Source organism: Pseudovibrio sp. Ad13 (genome assembly GCF_001623225.1).
Lineage (GTDB): Bacteria > Pseudomonadota > Alphaproteobacteria > Rhizobiales > Stappiaceae > Pseudovibrio.
Genome location: NZ_LMCC01000007.1, coordinates 22,072 through 38,833 on the forward strand (window position 1 = coordinate 22,072; position 16,762 = coordinate 38,833).

Genomic DNA, 16,762 nt, shown 5'->3' on the forward strand with positions numbered 1-16,762 from the left:
CTCCTCTAAACGGTTAAACAGAGTTTAGGCGGACAGGGTTGGGCGAGAGCGGAGAGACGCGCGCCTGATAGGTGGAATGAACTGGCACAGTAAAACGACCAGAAATCGGGCGGTCACCAGCTCCCGGTGCGGACCGCACCAACGGGATTGAGGCAATTGATGTTTCGCGATCGATGTCTCTCCAAACACCAGCGACCTGATGTTGAGGTTGCCAGACGCCTGATGGCACGGCCTGCCAGGCAGCGGTAAGATTGATAGCGGGCATGTTTGTTTTCCTTTATTCACCACGATCATTTGTTTGTGCAGCATGCTTATGGATGCTCTCCTATGGACGAATGAGACGCGCATCTGTGATGACTAAGGGTTTGTTCTCTGGTGTTGCCCCGCCCCATCTAGGGGAACTCCCCTAAGCCCGCAGATAACCTCCCCAATATTTTTGTTGCTGGCCTCCCGGTAGCTTGGGAACAACCCAAACCGTGACACTCCGGGGGGAGACTTGAATTCAAGACGTGAGTTCCTCAAACTGGCCATGGCAGGCTCAACAGCTGCGGTGGCAGCGCCGGCAGCTGCAAGCGCACAGGCAAAGCCCAAGCGCTGGGGCATGCTGGTGGATCTGCGCAAATGCATCGGCTGTCAGGCCTGCACCGTGGCCTGCACCATTGAAAACGACGTGCCCGCAGGCCAGCACCGTACCGCTGTCCCCATATACGAGCTGGATGGCCCGGATGGTCCAAGTCAGGCCGTGCTGCCGCGCTTGTGCAACCATTGTGACGAGCCGCCGTGCATTCCGGTGTGTCCGGTCAATGCCACCCATAAAACAGATGAGGGTGCTGTGGTGGTGGATGCCGAGCAATGCGTGGCCTGCGGCTACTGCGTGCAGGCGTGCCCTTATGAAGCGCGCTTCATCAACCACAAAACCGGCGTTGCAGACAAGTGCACGTTTTGTGTGCACCGTACCTCTGTTGGTTTGCTGCCTGCCTGCGTTGAAACCTGCGTTGGCAACGCCCGCGTATTTGGCGATCTGAATGATCCGGAAAGCGAAATACGCAAGCTGATGGCGGAGCATGAAACCAAGGGCCTGCGACCTGAGTTCAAGACAGGACCAAACGTCTATTACATCGGGCTGGATGACAGGCTTGCCTCAACCGTAGCGGTTGGTGGTGGTGCCCGTGATTTGCGCCAAGGTCTTGAAACGCCTGCACATGGGGAGGTGTGAGTTATGCCTGCTGTCGATCTGATGTCTTTTGATCATGAAGCCGTTTGGCGGCCTTGGGCGGTCGCTTACTTCCTGCTGGTGGGAACAGGGGCAGGCGCCGCCTTGCTGCTGGCTTATGCTCGTCTTGTGCGCGTTGCAGAAGCCAAAGGCGCGCTGATTGTAGCCGCCAGTTTTGCGCTTGCCTCTGGTTTGCCACTGCTGGCCGACCTGCACCAGCCTGCACGTTTTATGCACTTCTACAGTGGCTCTGCACCCGGCTCCATCATGTGGTGGGGCAGCTGGTTCCTACCGTTGTTCATCGCCTCCACGCTTTTGCTGGCATTCATGACTGGCCGTCGCGGCAACGCGCCCATGTGCGGCGGTGAACGCATGCTGACCATGATTGTCGGCGCTCTGGCCCTTTGCATTTTAGGGTACACCGCTGGTGAAATGAGCGTAGTTGCCGCGCGCCCTGTATGGAACACACTCGGCTTTCCTGTTGTGCTTATTCTAACCGCCCTTATGAGCGGTGCTGGTGCCACCATGACCATTGACAGCCTCAATGGTGAGAAGGGGGAAGGCCGCTACATGCTGGTGGTGACAGGTGCCGCAACTCTGGTCGCGTTTGGCCTCTGGATGCTGACTGACACCAACCTCTCAACACTCGCGGCAGACTATGCCCCTGTCGGCTTGTTCGGTGCGTTCATCATCGCAGGTGTTGTGGTGCCGGTGGCGCTGGCCGTGAGTGCAAAGGCCTCTTTGTTGCTGCGCGGTGTAAGCGGGGCGCTGGCCGTGTTTGGGGCATTGGCTTTCCGCTGGTCCACCTTCAACGGGGCGCAGCTCATGTCCAAAACCGAGACCGCGTTCTATGGCCGTATAAGAGACAGGTCTCAGGATGCTCTGCGCACGCTAGCCGGGTCTGCTGGCCTGCTGATCCTCAGTCTTATCTTCGTGACGCTTCTCATCAACCTGCTGGCCGTGCGTGCCAGCAAGCAAACTCAAGCCTAAGGAGAGCCAGTTATGACTATTTCTCGCCGTGGTGTTCTTCAAGGTGCAACCGCTCTTGGCGCAGCTGGCGCTGCCTTCTGGGGCTTTGCTGAAACGGGCAAAAACTTCTATCAAGGTGTAATGGGTTCAGCGAAAGCCAAAGGCATTGCCGGTGGTGCTTTACCACCGGAATATAAGGTTGATCCAACAACCGGAGAGGTGATCCTCAACCCCGATCAACGGGTCGGCTACACAATGTGCATGGGCTGCACCAGCGTTTGCGGCATTCGTGTGCGGGTGGACAAAGCCTCTGGTGATATTCTGCGCGCCACCGGCAACCCGTACAGCCCACTCTCCACCAATCCGCACATTCCATACGACACGCCCATCAAAGACGCGATCACCGGCCTGTCTGCCTATGGTGAGCAAGGCCTTGCTGGACGCTCCACCGCTTGCGGTCGCGGCAATGCTGCCATCGCCAAGCAAAACAGCAAGGAACGCATTCTCAAGCCAATGAAACGCGTTGGCGAACGCGGCAGCGGCCAGTGGAAGGAAATTTCCTGGGACCAGTTGATTGAGGAAACCGTTGAAGGGGGAGACCTGTTTGGTGAAGGCCACGTGGAAGGACTGCGTGCCATTCGTGATCTAAAGACACCGCTTGATCCGGAAAATCCGGAATATGGACCAAAAGCCAACCAGCTGGTGGTGATCCCAGTGTTCAAAAACGGTCGTTTGATGATGGCCGCCCGCTTTGCCAAAATGGCTTACGGCACCCGCAACTTCGTAGGGCATCGGTCCTACTGCGGCCTGTCCATGCGTGCTGGTTATGCGGCCATGCTGGACAATCTGAAGAAGCAGCCACACCTGAAGCCGGACTATCGCCACGCTAAATACATGCTGTTCATCGGCACGGCCCCGGGCAATGCAGGTAACCCTTACAAGCTGCAGGGCACGTTGATGGGCGCTGCCCGTGGGCGTGATGGGGTTAAGTACGCGGTGGTGGACCCTGTTCTCACCAACTCCCAAAACCATGCGTTTGGCAAGGACAACACATGGGTTCCTATCAGGCCCGGCACTGACGGTGCATTGGTGATGGGCATGATCCGCTGGATCATGGAAAATGAACGATATGACGCCAAGTTTCTGGCTCAACCGTCCGGCGCAGCAGCTCAGACGGTAGGAGAGGCCAGTTGGTCCAATGCAACGCATCTGGTCATTGATGATCCCGAGCATCCAAAAGGCGGCTCATTCCTGCGGCAAGGAATGATAACAGCTGACCTGGAAGAAGATGCTCAAAAAGCACCAATGTGCCTTGATGCGCAAACGGGAGAGCTTTCTCCTGCAAAGGGCCGCCCTGCCACACTGTTCCACCAGGGAACCGTGAGACTTCTGGATGGTTCTACTGTGCCTGTAGCCACCAGCCTGAGCTTGCTGCGCCGGGAGGCACTGCGCAAAACGCTTGCTGAATACTCTGCTGATTGTGGTGTACCGGAAGAACGCATCATCTCTCTGGCACGCGATTTCACCAGCGTTGGCAAACAGGCAGCTGCCGATTGTCACGGCGGAACCATGCATGCAGCAGGCTTTTACACCGCCTACGCCATCGTCATGCTCAATGCACTGGTCGGCAACCTCAACGCCAAAGGCGGCACCACAGCAGGTGGCGGTCGCTTCAAAGATGTGCAGAAAGGCCCACGCTATAACCTGCTTGCCTTCCCCGGCAAGGTGAAGGTGAAAGGCGTGGATGCAGGCCGCGGTGGCTTTGCCTACGAGAAAACCAGTGAGTTCAAGCGACTGGTTGCGGATGGCAAGAACCCGTATCCCGCACAGGCGCCTTGGCATTCTTTCACCCAGCCCATGGGCGCGCAATGGCTCACTTCCGTGCTGGAAGGCTATCCTTATAAAGCCAAGGCCGTCATTACATGGTCCTCCAACCCGGTCTACGGTGTTGCGGGCATGGAGAACGACGTCAAAGAAAAGATCAAGGACACTAAGCGCCTGCCGCTGTTCATCGCCATTGATCCATTCATCAACGAGACCTCTCGTTTTGCTGATTACATCGTGCCGGACCGTGTGTTCTACGAGGCATGGGGCTGGGCGTCTGCCCTGTCCGGTGTGCCAACCAAGGTCTCAACGGCCCGCTGGCCGGTGGTGGATTGCCAGACTGGCAAAACACCAGATGGCCGCCACATGGACATGGACAACTTCTTCATCGAGGTGGCCAAACGCATGGACCTGCCGGGCTTCGGAGAAAAAGCCATCCCGGATGCCGACGGTAACCTGCACCCGCTGCACCGGTCAGAGGATTTCTGGATGCGTGCTGGGGCTAACGTGGCGTTTGATGGCGGCGCAGTGCCGGAAAGTGATGACGCCGACATGACGATCACCGGTGTGGATCGTATCCGAGCGGACTTGGAAAGCACGTTAAAGCCAGATGAATGGCGCCGTGTTGCTTATGTTTACAACAGAGGTGGCCGCTATGAGGATGCGGCGAAAACCTACAAGGGCGAGACATTTGCTCGCTCCTACAAAAAAGGCATTCAGGTCTGGAACGAGACCGTTGGTACGGCGAAAAACTCTATGACGGGCAAGAAGTTTGTTGGCTGCCCAACATGGCAGGCCCCAAGCTTTGCGGACGGAACCAAGGTAGATAAAGCCTTCCCGCCGGATCTATGGCCGTTCCGCGTTGTCAGCACCAAATCCCAGCTGCGCTCTTCCAGCACCGGAGGCAATCCGTATCTGGATGATCTGAAACTCTCTAACGCCATTGCCATCAACACGGTGGATGCGGACCAGCTTTCCATCAAAACCGGGGACTGGATCACCGTCATCTCCCCAAGCAGCCGCATCAGCGGGCAGGCCTTGGTTCGCCAGGGCATTGCACGGGGCGCCATCGGCATTGAGCACGGCTACGGCCACCGCGAGTTAGGCGCACGCACCCACAAGATCGGAAAGGTCATTTTGGAAGGACATTCTGAGCGGGGCCTCGGCACTAACAGCAATGACCTGGGCTACACCGATCCAACCAGCAAATGCCCGGCCCTGCTCGCCGACCCCGTCGTCGGCAGCATCGCCCGTCAGGCTCTCCCCGCGCGTATAGAAAAAATGAGCTAGCCGAACCCCGGAGAATACCTAGGGTTCTCGTAAAAAGAATACGCCAACAAAAACGTCAGGCACTGCCCCCAGCAGTGCTTGAAAACAACAAACAGCCAAAGCCAAACACCCCTCCAACCTGGTATGAGGCACATCTCGGGCAGAAAAACTCCCACAACCCTCGCCAAAGATGGCGGGGGTCTTTTTTGTGGGAGAAGGGGCGCGAGATTACATGAGGCGATTCTCCAATAATCATTCCAACATCACGAGATGCTTAAGTAAACCAGTCTTAAGGCTGGAAACTGGGCAGGACCAAACTCTGCATGGCTCGAGTTTGCTGCCTGAAATCCAATCATTACAATGGCTTAAATAAACCAACCCGTTAAGAAAACTGGCACCAAGGTTCATCAGGTTCAGACAAGACAAGCGAGTCAGACTATCCCAAACTGTTTTTATGTAATCGGGTTCAATTCAATGGATACTAACCTTCGTTTCTCAATGCTCAATCGGGACTTGCCGAGTGCGATGGATCGAACCTCGAAAGATCCAATAGTTGCCCGTGAAATTCAATATTATGAAGAAAATTTTAGTAAGGTTGAAACAGTTGATGATTTGCTCAACGATTATCGGCTTTATACTTTCGTGATGAAAACTATGGGCTTAGAAGACATGTCTTATGCAAGGGGTATGGTTCGGCAAGTTCTTGTCGGAGGAACTGAAGACGAAGATGCTCTTGCAAACACGTTGAATGATACGCGTTTTAAAGACCTAGCAGAAGCGTTTCCATTCAACGAAAATGGAACGATCAAGGGAAAGTTTGACTGGTCTGATGAATTTCTAGACGAGAAAATTGTTCGTTACACCAACGTACCAGGAAAGGAGATTGAAGATGTTGATCGATTGGTCGATTACTATCAGCGGAAAATACAAAGAGATGTACTTTTTACCACTCAACTTCTAGCAGATCCGGCTCTTTATGAAGTGGTTTCAGTTGCTTATGATGTCCCTTCTGAGATTATTAATGGCCCCAAAAATGAACGTATTGCTTGGTTTGAAGAAAATATAGACATTGACGAATTAAAAAAGCCATCAGAGCTGAAGGATGCAGTCGAAAAATATAAGGATAATTTGGTAGCACGTGAGGAGGAGAGAACAAGAAATATAGTTGATCGATATGTTCAGGTAAGTTTCGAGCAAGATGAGGGCGAGCAGAACGAAGGCGTCCGACTTGCACTCAACTTTCAGCGAACAGCAGACAGTATTACAAGTGCTTATGAAATTCTCGCGTCTCCTGCCCTTTATCAAGTTGTCCGTGTTGCACTCGGTCTTCCTGAATCTATGGTTGGCGCAGATGTCGACTATCAGGCAAACATAATTAATGAGAGATATGACGTCGAGAAGTTTCAGGATCCACAAGAAGTCGAAAAATTTATAAAGAAATTTGTAGTTCTTTATGATGCACAATCAGGAACTGGTTCCATACCGACAGTTCAGTTATTTGCAAATAGTTCTACAGTAGGAATTTCTGCGAACTCTCTTACAGCGGTAAATGCGCTAAGACTTGGCGGTTAAACTGGTTACTGAGCAGGGAACGACTCCTACCGCATACCGCGGAGTGTCTGTTTAATTCGTTCTGCTTTTGGAAAAATAATATAGCTAGTGAAGATTTTGTAGCTTATCTGTTATTTTTGTAGGTGGTTTTTATCGTAAACTCTCGCCGTTTGTTTGATATAAACTCGGATGGTGCGAGTAATGTGGGCTGAGGTTATCATTAGGCTCATGAATTTAAGTTCATTCATATAGTGCAAGAAACGTGTGAGCTCTTAATTTTATCTCTAGAAGATCAGTCCGCGATTTTTGCCTTCATCACGAAGCGTGACGCTAAGTTGGATTGTGAGTTGTTGATTCCTACAAAATGAACGAAAACCTCCCTCTCGGGCAGTCGAATGGCATCAGAAGGGGCTAAACGTATGATTTCACTGTTTGTCACAACACGGATACACATTATAGCGAAAATAATGGATGCAAGTGTATTTTCTACTGTAATTAATAAGTAAGGCACTGGAAGAGTTTGCTAGTTAGAACTTGATACTACGATTTCGGATAAACGTACTGTGTCAGATGAAGTGTATTAATATTATCAAAACTTATAATGAAACCTTTCGATTTACGTGATTAGTAATTGCAGTAATCCGTTAAAGTCACCATTGACTTACTTGGTCATGATGAAACCTACGTCATTGCTTTGCTGCTACTTCATCCGCTGGCTTTGCTCTCGAAAATTACGCCGGCGCATCTGTAGGGTTAAAAGTTCATCGCTCACATGCACTATGTGTTTAAGGATGTGGTTGCTGAGCGGCCTACAGAGAGATAATCAGGCAGCATATGGTACACTAAGCCATTCAGGACAGGTGCGTGTTGGTGTTGGTGTCGGTGTTAGTTCGTGTAGGCATAACAATCACGTCAGAATTTTTTCTGGGAGCTTACATAGCTTCTGGTCCTTCGCCGACTAATTTATGCATTGGAGCCGCTATCTTCTCCCCAAAGAACAGGCAGACCAAGCAATTAGTAAACGACTGACTACAAACCTTGGCTGAGGCTCTCGCGTAGCGGCTTCGTCAATTTCACGATGTCTTCTTTTTAATAAATATTCGCTCGATAGAGGGGGAATAGTGAAACATAATCTCATGGCGTAAGTGGTATCCCGCATTAACGTATTTTAGTGCGCCAAGAGGTCCGTTATGGCTGGTTCCGATATCCCTTCCGGTTCAAATGAAACTGCTGGTACTCCAAAACAGTCCAGTCAGGTTGATGCATGGGCGAATGCCATGCTCAAAGTTTGCAGTATTGATCCTTCTGAGGCCGATACTGTTTCCTCCTACGGAGATGAAGTGCCCGAGGCGCTTGAGGTATCGCTTGATACGGCTGAAGGCGTTCAGGTTGCGGTGGCACAGGCTTATGTTGAGTTCGGAAGACTTACGGAAAAAGCCGATCTGATCATCGACAAGGAACAGCTCAAGATATTCGAGAATTTTGAGCAGAAAACCGATGACTACCTGAATGAAGCAGAACTTGCAGCTGTTGGTGAAGACATTGATGCTGCAAATGATTGCCTCGACAACGCAAAGCTTAGCTTGAAGGGCATGAGTGATGCTCTTGATCGTGGTGTTTCAACCGCGCTCAGGCTGGATGGTTATGTGCAGCAAGTCTCTGATTTGCTTAAAGAAGCCGGTACCTATTATAAACAGCGTAATAAGATCCCCTATGAAGAACAGCTCTCTGACCTGCTGAGCTATAAGACCATGGTGGAGACGCTGGGGCAGGAAGCCAAGCTACTCATCTCGGAAAACCGTATTGCGGATGCCAAGACAGCCATCGAACAGATGAAGGCTGCCATCGGCAACATGCCTAAGTGTTTTGAAGAGCCTAAGAATGCCAAAACTGCGAAGAAAGCCACGGCGGATGAGGTGGAGTTCGGGCTGGTTTCAAAGGGTGCGCATGCAATGGAGGATGTTGAGTTCCTCGATGATGTGTTTGGTGAAGAGATCGCCCTTGCAGAACGTCAGGATGCGATTTTCGCCTTGCACCAGAAGCTGGAAGAAGACCACAAACAAGACAAGACAGGTTGGTCCAAAAAGTCTGTGAGTGAGTTTGAAGACGCCTACCAGATTGCAAAGAATGCAGCAGATGGCGGTCACAAAATGGCGACGGATCTTTGGCTTGATTCAGATGTCAAAAAAGCCCTGCCCAAGATTGATAGCTTGATTGAGACTAGCCGAACCATGCACATGCGCATGAAGAAAATCAGTCTGACCGCGCAAGGGCATAATGATGCTGAAACAGACGAAATCATCTCCGCTGAGAAGGAAACAGCAGGTGATGTGCTTGAGAACCGTCTGGCACGGTTGAGGGGAGATCTGGAAAGTCTGAAGACTGCTATCAACACAAGCAATGCAAATTGGCGCCCGATTTGTCAGGACGTCAATGGAAAGGACTTCGAAGAAGTCTATCAGGGTGCTCTGTCATCCCAAGAAGATGGAATGGCTTGTTCTCAAGAGAATAGAGAAGATAAAGAGGCGCATTGCGAACAACTTCAGCAATATGTTTCCTCTGCCAAGTTTGCGTTGGTGCAGATGCAGCAGCTTTTTACCAAGGCACAGGAGATCCGCAAAAACGATATTTCTGGCATTAACATCAAAGCGAAAGAAGCGACCGCGAAACTGCAGGACTTGGTGAAGCGTCGGCCTGAGATTGAGGCTTGGAGCGTTGACCTTGGAGCCTTTGATAAGGCCCGTGCGCTCGCCGCCAAAGCCCTTGAAGCGCTCAATGTGGCTATGGCGGATAACAGTACGGCCGTAAGTGTTGGCGCGTTGAACGCGTTCAATAGCAAGATTGCCGATATGCAGGAAGCCTTTGATTTTGCGGCAGCCGAAATTGAACGTGTCGGTGCAGACACGAAGTTCCGCCTCAAGAACATTAAAAGCGTTTTTGCCAATCTTGCAGCTCGAAAAGAAGAGCTTAAGAAGAAGCCCAAGGAGTTTGCTGAGTTTTACAAGGCAAACAACGAGGCCTTTACGCTGATCACGCAGGATCAGATCGTTCTGTCCAATCAGGACAAGAAAGGGGCTGAGGATCTGCTGGCCGGTGTTGAAGTTGCACTTGGTGAAATGCGCGCCTTGCTTGGTATGCCAGATGCTGGAGAGGGCGGTGTGCAAAATGATGCCTCCGGCCGTAGAGAAGAACTGCTGCAGGCCGTGCGCGACAGATTTGCCCAGTTGAAGCAGGTTGAAAAATGGGCCAGAGAAAACCCTGACGTCGAAGGCCACTATACAGATTTTGCTAATACCCATGCGGATGCTCAAGCACAGTCTGATACCTTCAAGGTGGGCCTTATTGAGCTCGCCAATATGGATCGCAAGGTCGTCGAAAATGCGTTGCGCGCCATCGATCAGGATCTGGATGCTATGGACAATATCTTCCAGGTTGCCAGAGAGCAGATGGAGCAGCTGAAAGGTGTTGATGCAATTGAGGGTGAACTCAACGCGAAGTCTGACCTTCTGGAGCGTATCAGAGCCTATAATCCTCGCATCACCAAGTATGAAGATAATACTGGCCTGTTCCAGGATCTGGGTGAAAAGGAATTTTACAAAGGCACAATCAAGAACCTGAAAGAGTGTCTCCTGACGGCCTCTGATTTCTACTATCAGGATGAAGATGCTAAGGGTGAAGCGGAGTTGGAGAAGGTTGAGGTTTATTTCGACGGCCTTGATGAGTGCCTCAAACAAGCAGCTGTGACCCGGAAAGAAGTTGAAGGATTTGAGCAAATTCTCGATATGGCAAGCCAGTCACTGGCTGACCTGAATGCCAAAGAAGAAAACCTGAAAACCCGGCCACAGCGCAACGCGTTTGTTGTGAACAGCGCTGATGTGAAAAAGCTTATGGCGGATGTTTCCAAACACATTGGCCAGCAGGATATCAAGCCAATTCGTGATATTATTCCAGCACTTGAAGCTGCAGTGCAGAAGATGGAAGAGGCATTCCCAAAATCCAGAAGCGAGAAGTTGAAAGCCGCTTTGGGGAAGAAGAAGAAGGGAACCTTTGAAGACGAACTGGCTGCTATGCAACAGCGACAGGCAGCTGCGGAAGCCGAGAGAGCTGCTGAAGAAGAGCGTCAGGCACATTCCGATGAGCACTTGAGTGAGGAAGAAAAACTAGCCAAGGCCAATAAAAAGGCAATCTGGGACATGGAGCAAATTGTCTACAAGGCCTGTGAGATTATGGTTGGCTTGGATAGCAAGTTTGAGCCTGCACAAAAGGATCTGACCCAAAAAGAAAAAGCAGCCCGCAGTTCAAGAGAGAAGCAGAAGCTGGCGAAAGAAAGAGCTCCGCTGACGCAGTATTATAACAATAGAGAGGCCTTTAAGGCCCTGATCGTGGACATCGGAGCCCTGCACCGAGAATTGAAAATTGACGAAGCCTGGAAGCTTATTCCGAAGATCAAAGCAGCTGCTTTGAAGATGGAAGATGAGTATCCAAAAACACGGTCTGAAAAAGCAAAAGCCGCGCTGAGTAAAAAGAAGAAGAAAGACGCCTTCGGCGATGATGTGGAACCTAAGGGCGGCAAGAAGAAATAGTCAGGCAGACAACGGGGAGGCATAGCTAGGCTATGCTTCCTCTTCCAGTCGCTTCCTCAATGCATATTTGACGAATTTGTTGGGTTTGGAGAGCAGGGACTTGAGGTGCCTGCTCTTTGAGATTTCGCGCTGGAGTTTGTAAAGAACCTCAGCGCTTTCAGTGTCTTCAATCCGCATGGCCTGATCAAACAAAAGCCCGAAGGCCTGGCCCAGGGCTTTTTTGTTGAACTTTTCCTTATTGTTGAGCAGGAAGGCTTTGACCTGATCGATATCCATTGAGTTCAATGATTTGCGATCCACAAAGGCCTTTTTGTTGCAGTAATAGTCCTGCCGCGCAGAGATGAGGCGCTCGCGCACCAGCCGCTCATCAATGGCTTCCAGATCAAACTCATCTGCCATCTGGTCCACCGGATCGCGGTGCCCGGCGCGGCGTTGCTGCACGCTGATTTCTGCAAGGCGGGTGATGTAAAAATGCTTCCAGAACCTGTTGGTCAGATCACGCTTATCCGGAAACCCACGGTAGGCGACAAGCCTCTCTGGCAAGTTGGCAAAGGAGTACCTGTCCTGCGCGCGTAACCAGAGGTCATAATCCTGACAGATCGTGAAGATCTCGCGGTAGCCTCCAAGGTCCACAAGAGCGCGACGTCGCATCATCATGGAGGGGTGAACGAAGGTGTTCTGGCCGCGATCCAATTGCGCTTTAATCTCGAAATCATCCTCTGGGAACTCAAAGGATCCCATGACCCTGTCATGATCGTTGATATGATCGGCGAAGGTGCCGAGAAACGAAATGTCCGGGTTTTCTTTAAGGAATTCAATCTGCTTGGCAAACCGCTCTGATCTGCACAGATCGTCGCCATCCATACGGGCGATGTAAACACCGCTGGCCTGTGAGATGCCAAAGTTGAGGGCGCCAGCCATGCCGAAATGGGGGGAATGCAACAGCTTGAACCGGTCATCAACAGAGGCGATGTCTGCACACACATCTTCCGATCCATCAGAAGAGTGATCGTTGATCATGAGCACTTCGAAATGAGGGAAGCTCTGGTACTTTATGCTCTGCAATGCAGGCAGCAGATATTTGCCGCAATTGTGAACCGGAAGAACGACACTGATCTCCACAATACCAACCTCATAGAGTGCTCGGGAATCTTCGAAAGGGCATGCGGGCCAAACCTAACAGCTTCCGCACCCGGTTTATTCCGGCAGATCTGGTTGGTTATAGACCGAGGTATGAATTGTTCTGAGGTGGCTAAGCATCAACCTCTCACTTCGCCCAACTGTGGCTTATTGCAGAAGAGGGAAGACAGGCTTTGCCAATCTCACAGGCTCACTTTAAGAGAAGAGAGACGATTCCAGCTGGTTGACCTGAGGCGATTTGAAATGCGCACCCTGAAAGAGATGTTTCTTGATCCAATCCTGAGCCTAAAGGATGCGCTGGAGAACCTCTCCCCTGCCAAGCGGATCACGCCGGAGATGATTGCGCTGCGCAACACGTCTGATATGGACCTGCTGTTTCTACTCTGGAATGGCAACGGCGATGACCTTTCCATGTTCTCGACCGGCTTCCTTTCTCTGGTTGGAGAACAGGGGCTGAAACGGTCTTTGGAGGATGCACTTGCCGCTTACGGAGCAGCGCAAGAAATCAGCAAAGAAACGCAAAACAACGCATTTCTCGTCAAAACAACGCACTTTAAGATCGTTGTCCTGTTGGAGCGGGAAAGATCCGGCAAAATCAAAGGCTTATTTATCAAGCCTGCGCTGTATCAGGTAGAAAACCTTGATGAGTGTCTGTCTCTGATGCAAGAGATGGTTGGAACGTCCAGCCTTCTCATTCGCAAAGATGGTGTAGAATTTTTCAGCAAAAATGCAGATCAACCCTTAGCGATTGGCCCAGCTTACAAGCTGTTTGTGATGCAGGAACTGGTGCGCCGTGTGAAAGGCGGTGAGCTGAAGTGGAACCAGAAGGTTCGACTGGAAAAAGACTTGGAATCCCATCCGGTTAGCAGTCTTTACGCCAAAATGAGCGGTGGATTGGTGACCCTGCAGGTGGTTGCACAGCACATGATGGCAGCCTCTGACAATTCCGCTGCCGATGTTGTTCTCAACCTCATCGGCACTAAGCCATTGGAAACGCGGGAAGAACGGACGCCGTTCCTGACATCTCGTCAGTTTTATCAACTCAAGGCGGATCGTGATCTTGCCGAGAGATATGGTCAGGCGGGTGTTGCTAAGCGCCGGAAAATTCTGGAGAAAATCGAGGAACGTTCACTGCCCGCGATTGAGGATGTAGCGGACCCATATCTCAGCGGAGTGGAATGGTATGCAAGCGCGGAAGAGCTCTGCGATGTGATCGGCGAAATAGCAGATGACAAGGCGATGCAGTTCAACCCTGGCCTGGCGGAAAAGACAGACTGGCGACGCATTGCATTTAAAGCTGGAAGTGAGATCGGTGTTCTGAATTTTACCTATGATCTCAAAGGTTTGAACGGGACACATTGGCAGGTTGCGGTGACGTGGAACCACGAGGATATTCTGCCGGAGGGCAAGTTGCTCGGCCTCACCAACGCGTTGTTGCAGGAGCTGAAAAAGCTATAGTTTGTGCTGCACCATGTCCTCGGGCTGCATCAATTCAACGCGGTTGCCGAAGGGGTCATGGGTGGTTCTTCTCAGGAAGCCAATGAAAGTCGGGTCCTCTGAAACCTCATAGCCCGCATCCCGCAGGTGCTCTGTGAGTTTCATGATATCATCCACCACAAAGGCCGGATGCCCCACCTTGTTGGCCACAAACGGGTCTTGCACGCTCAGGTGCAGATTGACAGAACCTACTGAAAACCAACCACCTTGTTGGTGCCGCGCTATCTCAGGCCGCTCAATTTCTTCAAAGCCCAACAGGTCCACGTAAAACTCGCGGGCGAGCTTATCCCCGTCAGGCGCGATGGGAAGGTTGATGTGTTGCAAACCGAGAATGGTCATCTGCCGAGGCTCCTGTGCCGAGGTGAGCTTGCTTGATTAACTCACCCTCTAACACACACAGGATATCGTGAGGTTTTCGAAAACTCGAAGATTTTCTGTTTATTTATCAATGTCTAAAGCAGAAATTTGAATTCTATTCTGGCGTGCAGCGCCAGCAGTTAGGCCGTCTTCTGCATCAACTCGATGCGGTTGCCAAACGGGTCTTCGGTGAACTTTCGGATGTAGCCCGGCAATGGTTTGTCGTCCTTCAACACAGCGCCTGCTGCGGCCAGACGATCAACCGTTTCCTGAAGGCTATCAAACAAAAAGGCGGGATGGGCTTTCTTGTTTGGGGTGAACGGATCTTCTACGCCAACATGCAGGTTAACGCTGCCTGCAGTGAAACAGACTCCGCCACGGCCTTGTAAAGACGCAGGTTTTTCGACTTCGGTAAAACCGAGCAGGCCGATGAAGAAAGCGCGGGCCGCGTCTTCCTGCCCTGCTGACATGGTCATCTGGACGTGATCAAGTGCAATAATGCCCATATATATCCTCAATTATGGTTTTGGGAGGCGCTGCAACCACACGAGAAGGATACAGGCGCTATTTGAAAACAGGTGAGCGTTTTTCAAGAAACGCGTTTAGGCCCTCGGCATGGTTTTCCGAATTTCCAGCCCGACGCTGCATCTCCGCTTCCCGCACAAGCTGGTCTTCCAACGTGCTATCAGCTGATGCATGAATGAGATGTTTGGTCATGGCATACGCCGATGTTGGGCCTTTTGCAAGATTAGTTGCAACATGTAGTACCTCACCCTGAAGTTGGTCATCTTCAATGGCTTCCCAGATCAGGCCCCAATCGGCTGCGCGGTCCGCAGTCAGCGGCATACCGGTCAGCATCAACCCCTTGGCACGCACCTCGCCCACCATTCGCGGCAAGTGGAAGGATGCACCCGCACCAGGGACAAGACCTAACTTGCTGAAAGCGTGTATGAATTTCGCGCTCTTGGCGGCGAAAACCATGTCGCAGGTAAAGGCGAGACCAGCTCCGGCACCCGTGGCAACGCCATTCACAGCGCACAAAACCGGCTTTTCCATCTGCCGGATTGCGTGAATAATCGGGCTGTAATGTTGTGTTAGAACATCACCCAAATCCGGCTTTTCGCCAGTGCTGTCGGGCAGGATGTCGTTGAGGTCCTGTCCGGTGCAAAAGGCGCGGCCTGAGCCGGTGAGGATAACCGTGCGCACCTCAGAGCTGATGTGGGCCTCGTTCAACGCGGAGAGCAAGTCCTGACGCATCTCTGGTGAGAGGGCATTGAGCTTGTCTGGGCGATTGAGCGTTATTCTCAAAACACCACCAAGCTGTTCTTTTAAAAGGGTATCCTGCGCCATACTCTCTCGTCCCATGCAATCAGTTACTAAAATCTGCGGGGATACTACCGAATTGCTCAGCCTGCGCCCATAAGCCATTTGATCTTACCGGTGGGCTTTTGCGCACTCTATGATGTGTTGGATAAAAGCCCGTGTGCGTTTCGGTCTGTGCTTTCGGGCTGGGGTTACAATGTAAAGCGGTACCTCAGGAATCTGCAGTGTGGTTTTTAGGTGATGTAACCGGCCTTGTTCCACGTCATGCTCACAAAGAGAAATCGGCAACACAACAACGCAATCCGTTGATAATGCAAGTTGTTTGGTCAAACGGAAGTTGGTGGTCTCTATCGTATGAGTGGAGGTTGTACCCACCGAGAACTCAGCTAGAAAGCCTCCCGGGTCTCTGAGAGCAAAGGAGGCAATGTTGTCTTCTGTGATGAGTTTGTGCGGTTTGCGAGAGAATAGTCCAACAGGGTCATAAGTGTAGCGCTGCGCGATCAGGGTTTCTTCTCCCGGATGCCGCGCGCGGATGGCAAGATCGAAGTGATCTGCCACGAGATCCACCGGACTGTCGCTCATATCAACGTAAAACGAGACCTTGGGATGCAGCTTGCCAAAGCTACTCAGCAGCGCTTCTAACGTTTCTGCCGGATAATCTGTTGGGACGGAAAGGCGAATGTTTCCAGAGAGTTCATCTTTCTCTAGCAGGTCGCTTTCAGCTTGTAGAAGCGCTTCCAAGGCTGGCTCGCACTGCTGCAAAAACCGTTCACCCTCCAGCGTCAAAGAAACCCGCCGTGTGGTGCGGTGAAGCAATTGCACGCCGAGCCGCTCCTCCAACGCTTGTACGCGAGCTGTGACCGTTGAACGGGGAATACTCAGTTGCTCTGCGGCCTCAGTGAAGGAGTTCAGGCGAGCGACGTCAACGAAGGTTTGCAACTGGATGATGTTCGTCATTATGCAACTATATCGTTTAATGATGACAGTATTATCTGAATACTCCAGCCGCTCAGAGTTTGCTAGCCCTATGCTCCAT

12 protein-coding genes are annotated in these 16,762 nt (G+C 51.6%); 6 read left to right on the forward strand and 6 right to left on the reverse strand.

Features of this window, described 5'->3' with window-relative positions; all coding sequences use genetic code 11:
• Positions 1 to 13: 13 nt before the first annotated feature.
• Positions 14 to 265: a hypothetical protein gene (locus PsAD13_RS11150; RefSeq protein WP_063292918.1), complete on the reverse strand. Its 252-nt coding sequence runs from the start codon at positions 263 to 265 to the stop codon at positions 14 to 16.
• A gap of 231 nt (positions 266 to 496) precedes the next feature.
• Between PsAD13_RS11150 and dsrO the strand changes: the two genes are divergently transcribed.
• From dsrO to PsAD13_RS11175, 5 genes are all read left to right on the forward strand, one after another.
• Positions 497 to 1,216: a sulfate reduction electron transfer complex DsrMKJOP subunit DsrO gene (gene dsrO / locus PsAD13_RS11155; RefSeq protein WP_063318211.1), complete on the forward strand. Its 720-nt coding sequence runs from the start codon at positions 497 to 499 to the stop codon at positions 1,214 to 1,216.
• 3 nt (positions 1,217 to 1,219) lie between these two features.
• Entirely contained in the window at positions 1,220 to 2,203 is a 984-nt protein-coding gene (gene nrfD / locus PsAD13_RS11160) for an NrfD/PsrC family molybdoenzyme membrane anchor subunit (protein WP_063318212.1), read from the forward strand.
• Between the two features lie 12 nt (positions 2,204 to 2,215).
• Entirely contained in the window at positions 2,216 to 5,296 is a 3,081-nt protein-coding gene (locus PsAD13_RS11165; protein WP_063318213.1) for a molybdopterin-dependent oxidoreductase, read from the forward strand.
• 453 nt (positions 5,297 to 5,749) lie between these two features.
• Positions 5,750 to 6,847, forward strand: coding sequence for a DUF1217 domain-containing protein (locus PsAD13_RS11170; protein ID WP_063318214.1), 1,098 nt, complete (start codon positions 5,750 to 5,752; stop codon positions 6,845 to 6,847).
• 1,169 nt (positions 6,848 to 8,016) lie between these two features.
• A complete protein-coding gene (locus PsAD13_RS11175) occupies positions 8,017 to 11,409 on the forward strand; it encodes a hypothetical protein (RefSeq protein WP_063318215.1) in 3,393 nt (1,130 codons plus the stop codon).
• Between the two features lie 30 nt (positions 11,410 to 11,439).
• Here PsAD13_RS11175 and PsAD13_RS11180 read toward each other — a convergent pair whose 3' ends face one another.
• Positions 11,440 to 12,531 (reverse strand): glycosyltransferase, encoded by a 1,092-nt coding sequence (locus PsAD13_RS11180; protein ID WP_063318216.1) that lies wholly within the window; start codon positions 12,529 to 12,531, stop codon positions 11,440 to 11,442.
• A 261-nt stretch (positions 12,532 to 12,792) separates the two neighbouring features.
• Here PsAD13_RS11180 and PsAD13_RS11185 point away from each other — a divergent pair, with 261 nt between their 5' ends.
• Entirely contained in the window at positions 12,793 to 14,007 is a 1,215-nt protein-coding gene (locus tag PsAD13_RS11185) for a serine hydrolase (protein WP_063318217.1), read from the forward strand.
• On the opposite strand, the gene PsAD13_RS11190 is transcribed toward PsAD13_RS11185, so the two are convergent.
• The 4 genes from PsAD13_RS11190 to PsAD13_RS11205 form a co-directional block, all read right to left on the reverse strand.
• Positions 14,002 to 14,385 (reverse strand): VOC family protein, encoded by a 384-nt coding sequence (locus tag PsAD13_RS11190; RefSeq protein ID WP_057462329.1) that lies wholly within the window; start codon positions 14,383 to 14,385, stop codon positions 14,002 to 14,004. The genes PsAD13_RS11185 and PsAD13_RS11190 overlap by 6 nt on opposite strands.
• Positions 14,386 to 14,543: 158 nt before the next feature.
• Positions 14,544 to 14,909: a VOC family protein gene (locus PsAD13_RS11195; protein WP_063318218.1), complete on the reverse strand. Its 366-nt coding sequence runs from the start codon at positions 14,907 to 14,909 to the stop codon at positions 14,544 to 14,546.
• A 58-nt stretch (positions 14,910 to 14,967) separates the two neighbouring features.
• The gene (locus tag PsAD13_RS11200; protein ID WP_063318219.1) at positions 14,968 to 15,753 is read right to left on the reverse strand and encodes an enoyl-CoA hydratase-related protein; all 786 of its coding nucleotides are present in this window, start codon (positions 15,751 to 15,753) and stop codon (positions 14,968 to 14,970) included.
• A gap of 84 nt (positions 15,754 to 15,837) precedes the next feature.
• Positions 15,838 to 16,683 (reverse strand): LysR family transcriptional regulator, encoded by an 846-nt coding sequence (locus PsAD13_RS11205; RefSeq protein ID WP_063318220.1) that lies wholly within the window; start codon positions 16,681 to 16,683, stop codon positions 15,838 to 15,840.
• Positions 16,684 to 16,762 lie beyond the last annotated feature (79 nt).

Bases quoted from the DNA above. Each gene is read 5' to 3' on its own strand.
- PsAD13_RS11195 (WP_063318218.1), bottom strand. From the start codon at position 14,909: ATGGGCATTATTGCACTTGATCACGTCCAGATGACCATGTCAGCAGGG.
- PsAD13_RS11190 (WP_057462329.1), bottom strand. From the start codon at position 14,385: ATGACCATTCTCGGTTTGCAACACATCAACCTTCCCATCGCGCCTGAC.
- PsAD13_RS11150 (WP_063292918.1), bottom strand. From the start codon at position 265: ATGCCCGCTATCAATCTTACCGCTGCCTGGCAGGCCGTGCCATCAGGC.
- PsAD13_RS11170 (WP_063318214.1), top strand. From the start codon at position 5,750: ATGGATACTAACCTTCGTTTCTCAATGCTCAATCGGGACTTGCCGAGT.
- nrfD (WP_063318212.1), top strand. From the start codon at position 1,220: ATGCCTGCTGTCGATCTGATGTCTTTTGATCATGAAGCCGTTTGGCGG.
- PsAD13_RS11185 (WP_063318217.1), top strand. From the start codon at position 12,793: ATGCGCACCCTGAAAGAGATGTTTCTTGATCCAATCCTGAGCCTAAAG.
- PsAD13_RS11205 (WP_063318220.1), bottom strand. From the start codon at position 16,683: ATGACGAACATCATCCAGTTGCAAACCTTCGTTGACGTCGCTCGCCTG.
- PsAD13_RS11175 (WP_063318215.1), top strand. From the start codon at position 8,017: ATGGCTGGTTCCGATATCCCTTCCGGTTCAAATGAAACTGCTGGTACT.
- PsAD13_RS11165 (WP_063318213.1), top strand. From the start codon at position 2,216: ATGACTATTTCTCGCCGTGGTGTTCTTCAAGGTGCAACCGCTCTTGGC.
- PsAD13_RS11200 (WP_063318219.1), bottom strand. From the start codon at position 15,753: ATGGCGCAGGATACCCTTTTAAAAGAACAGCTTGGTGGTGTTTTGAGA.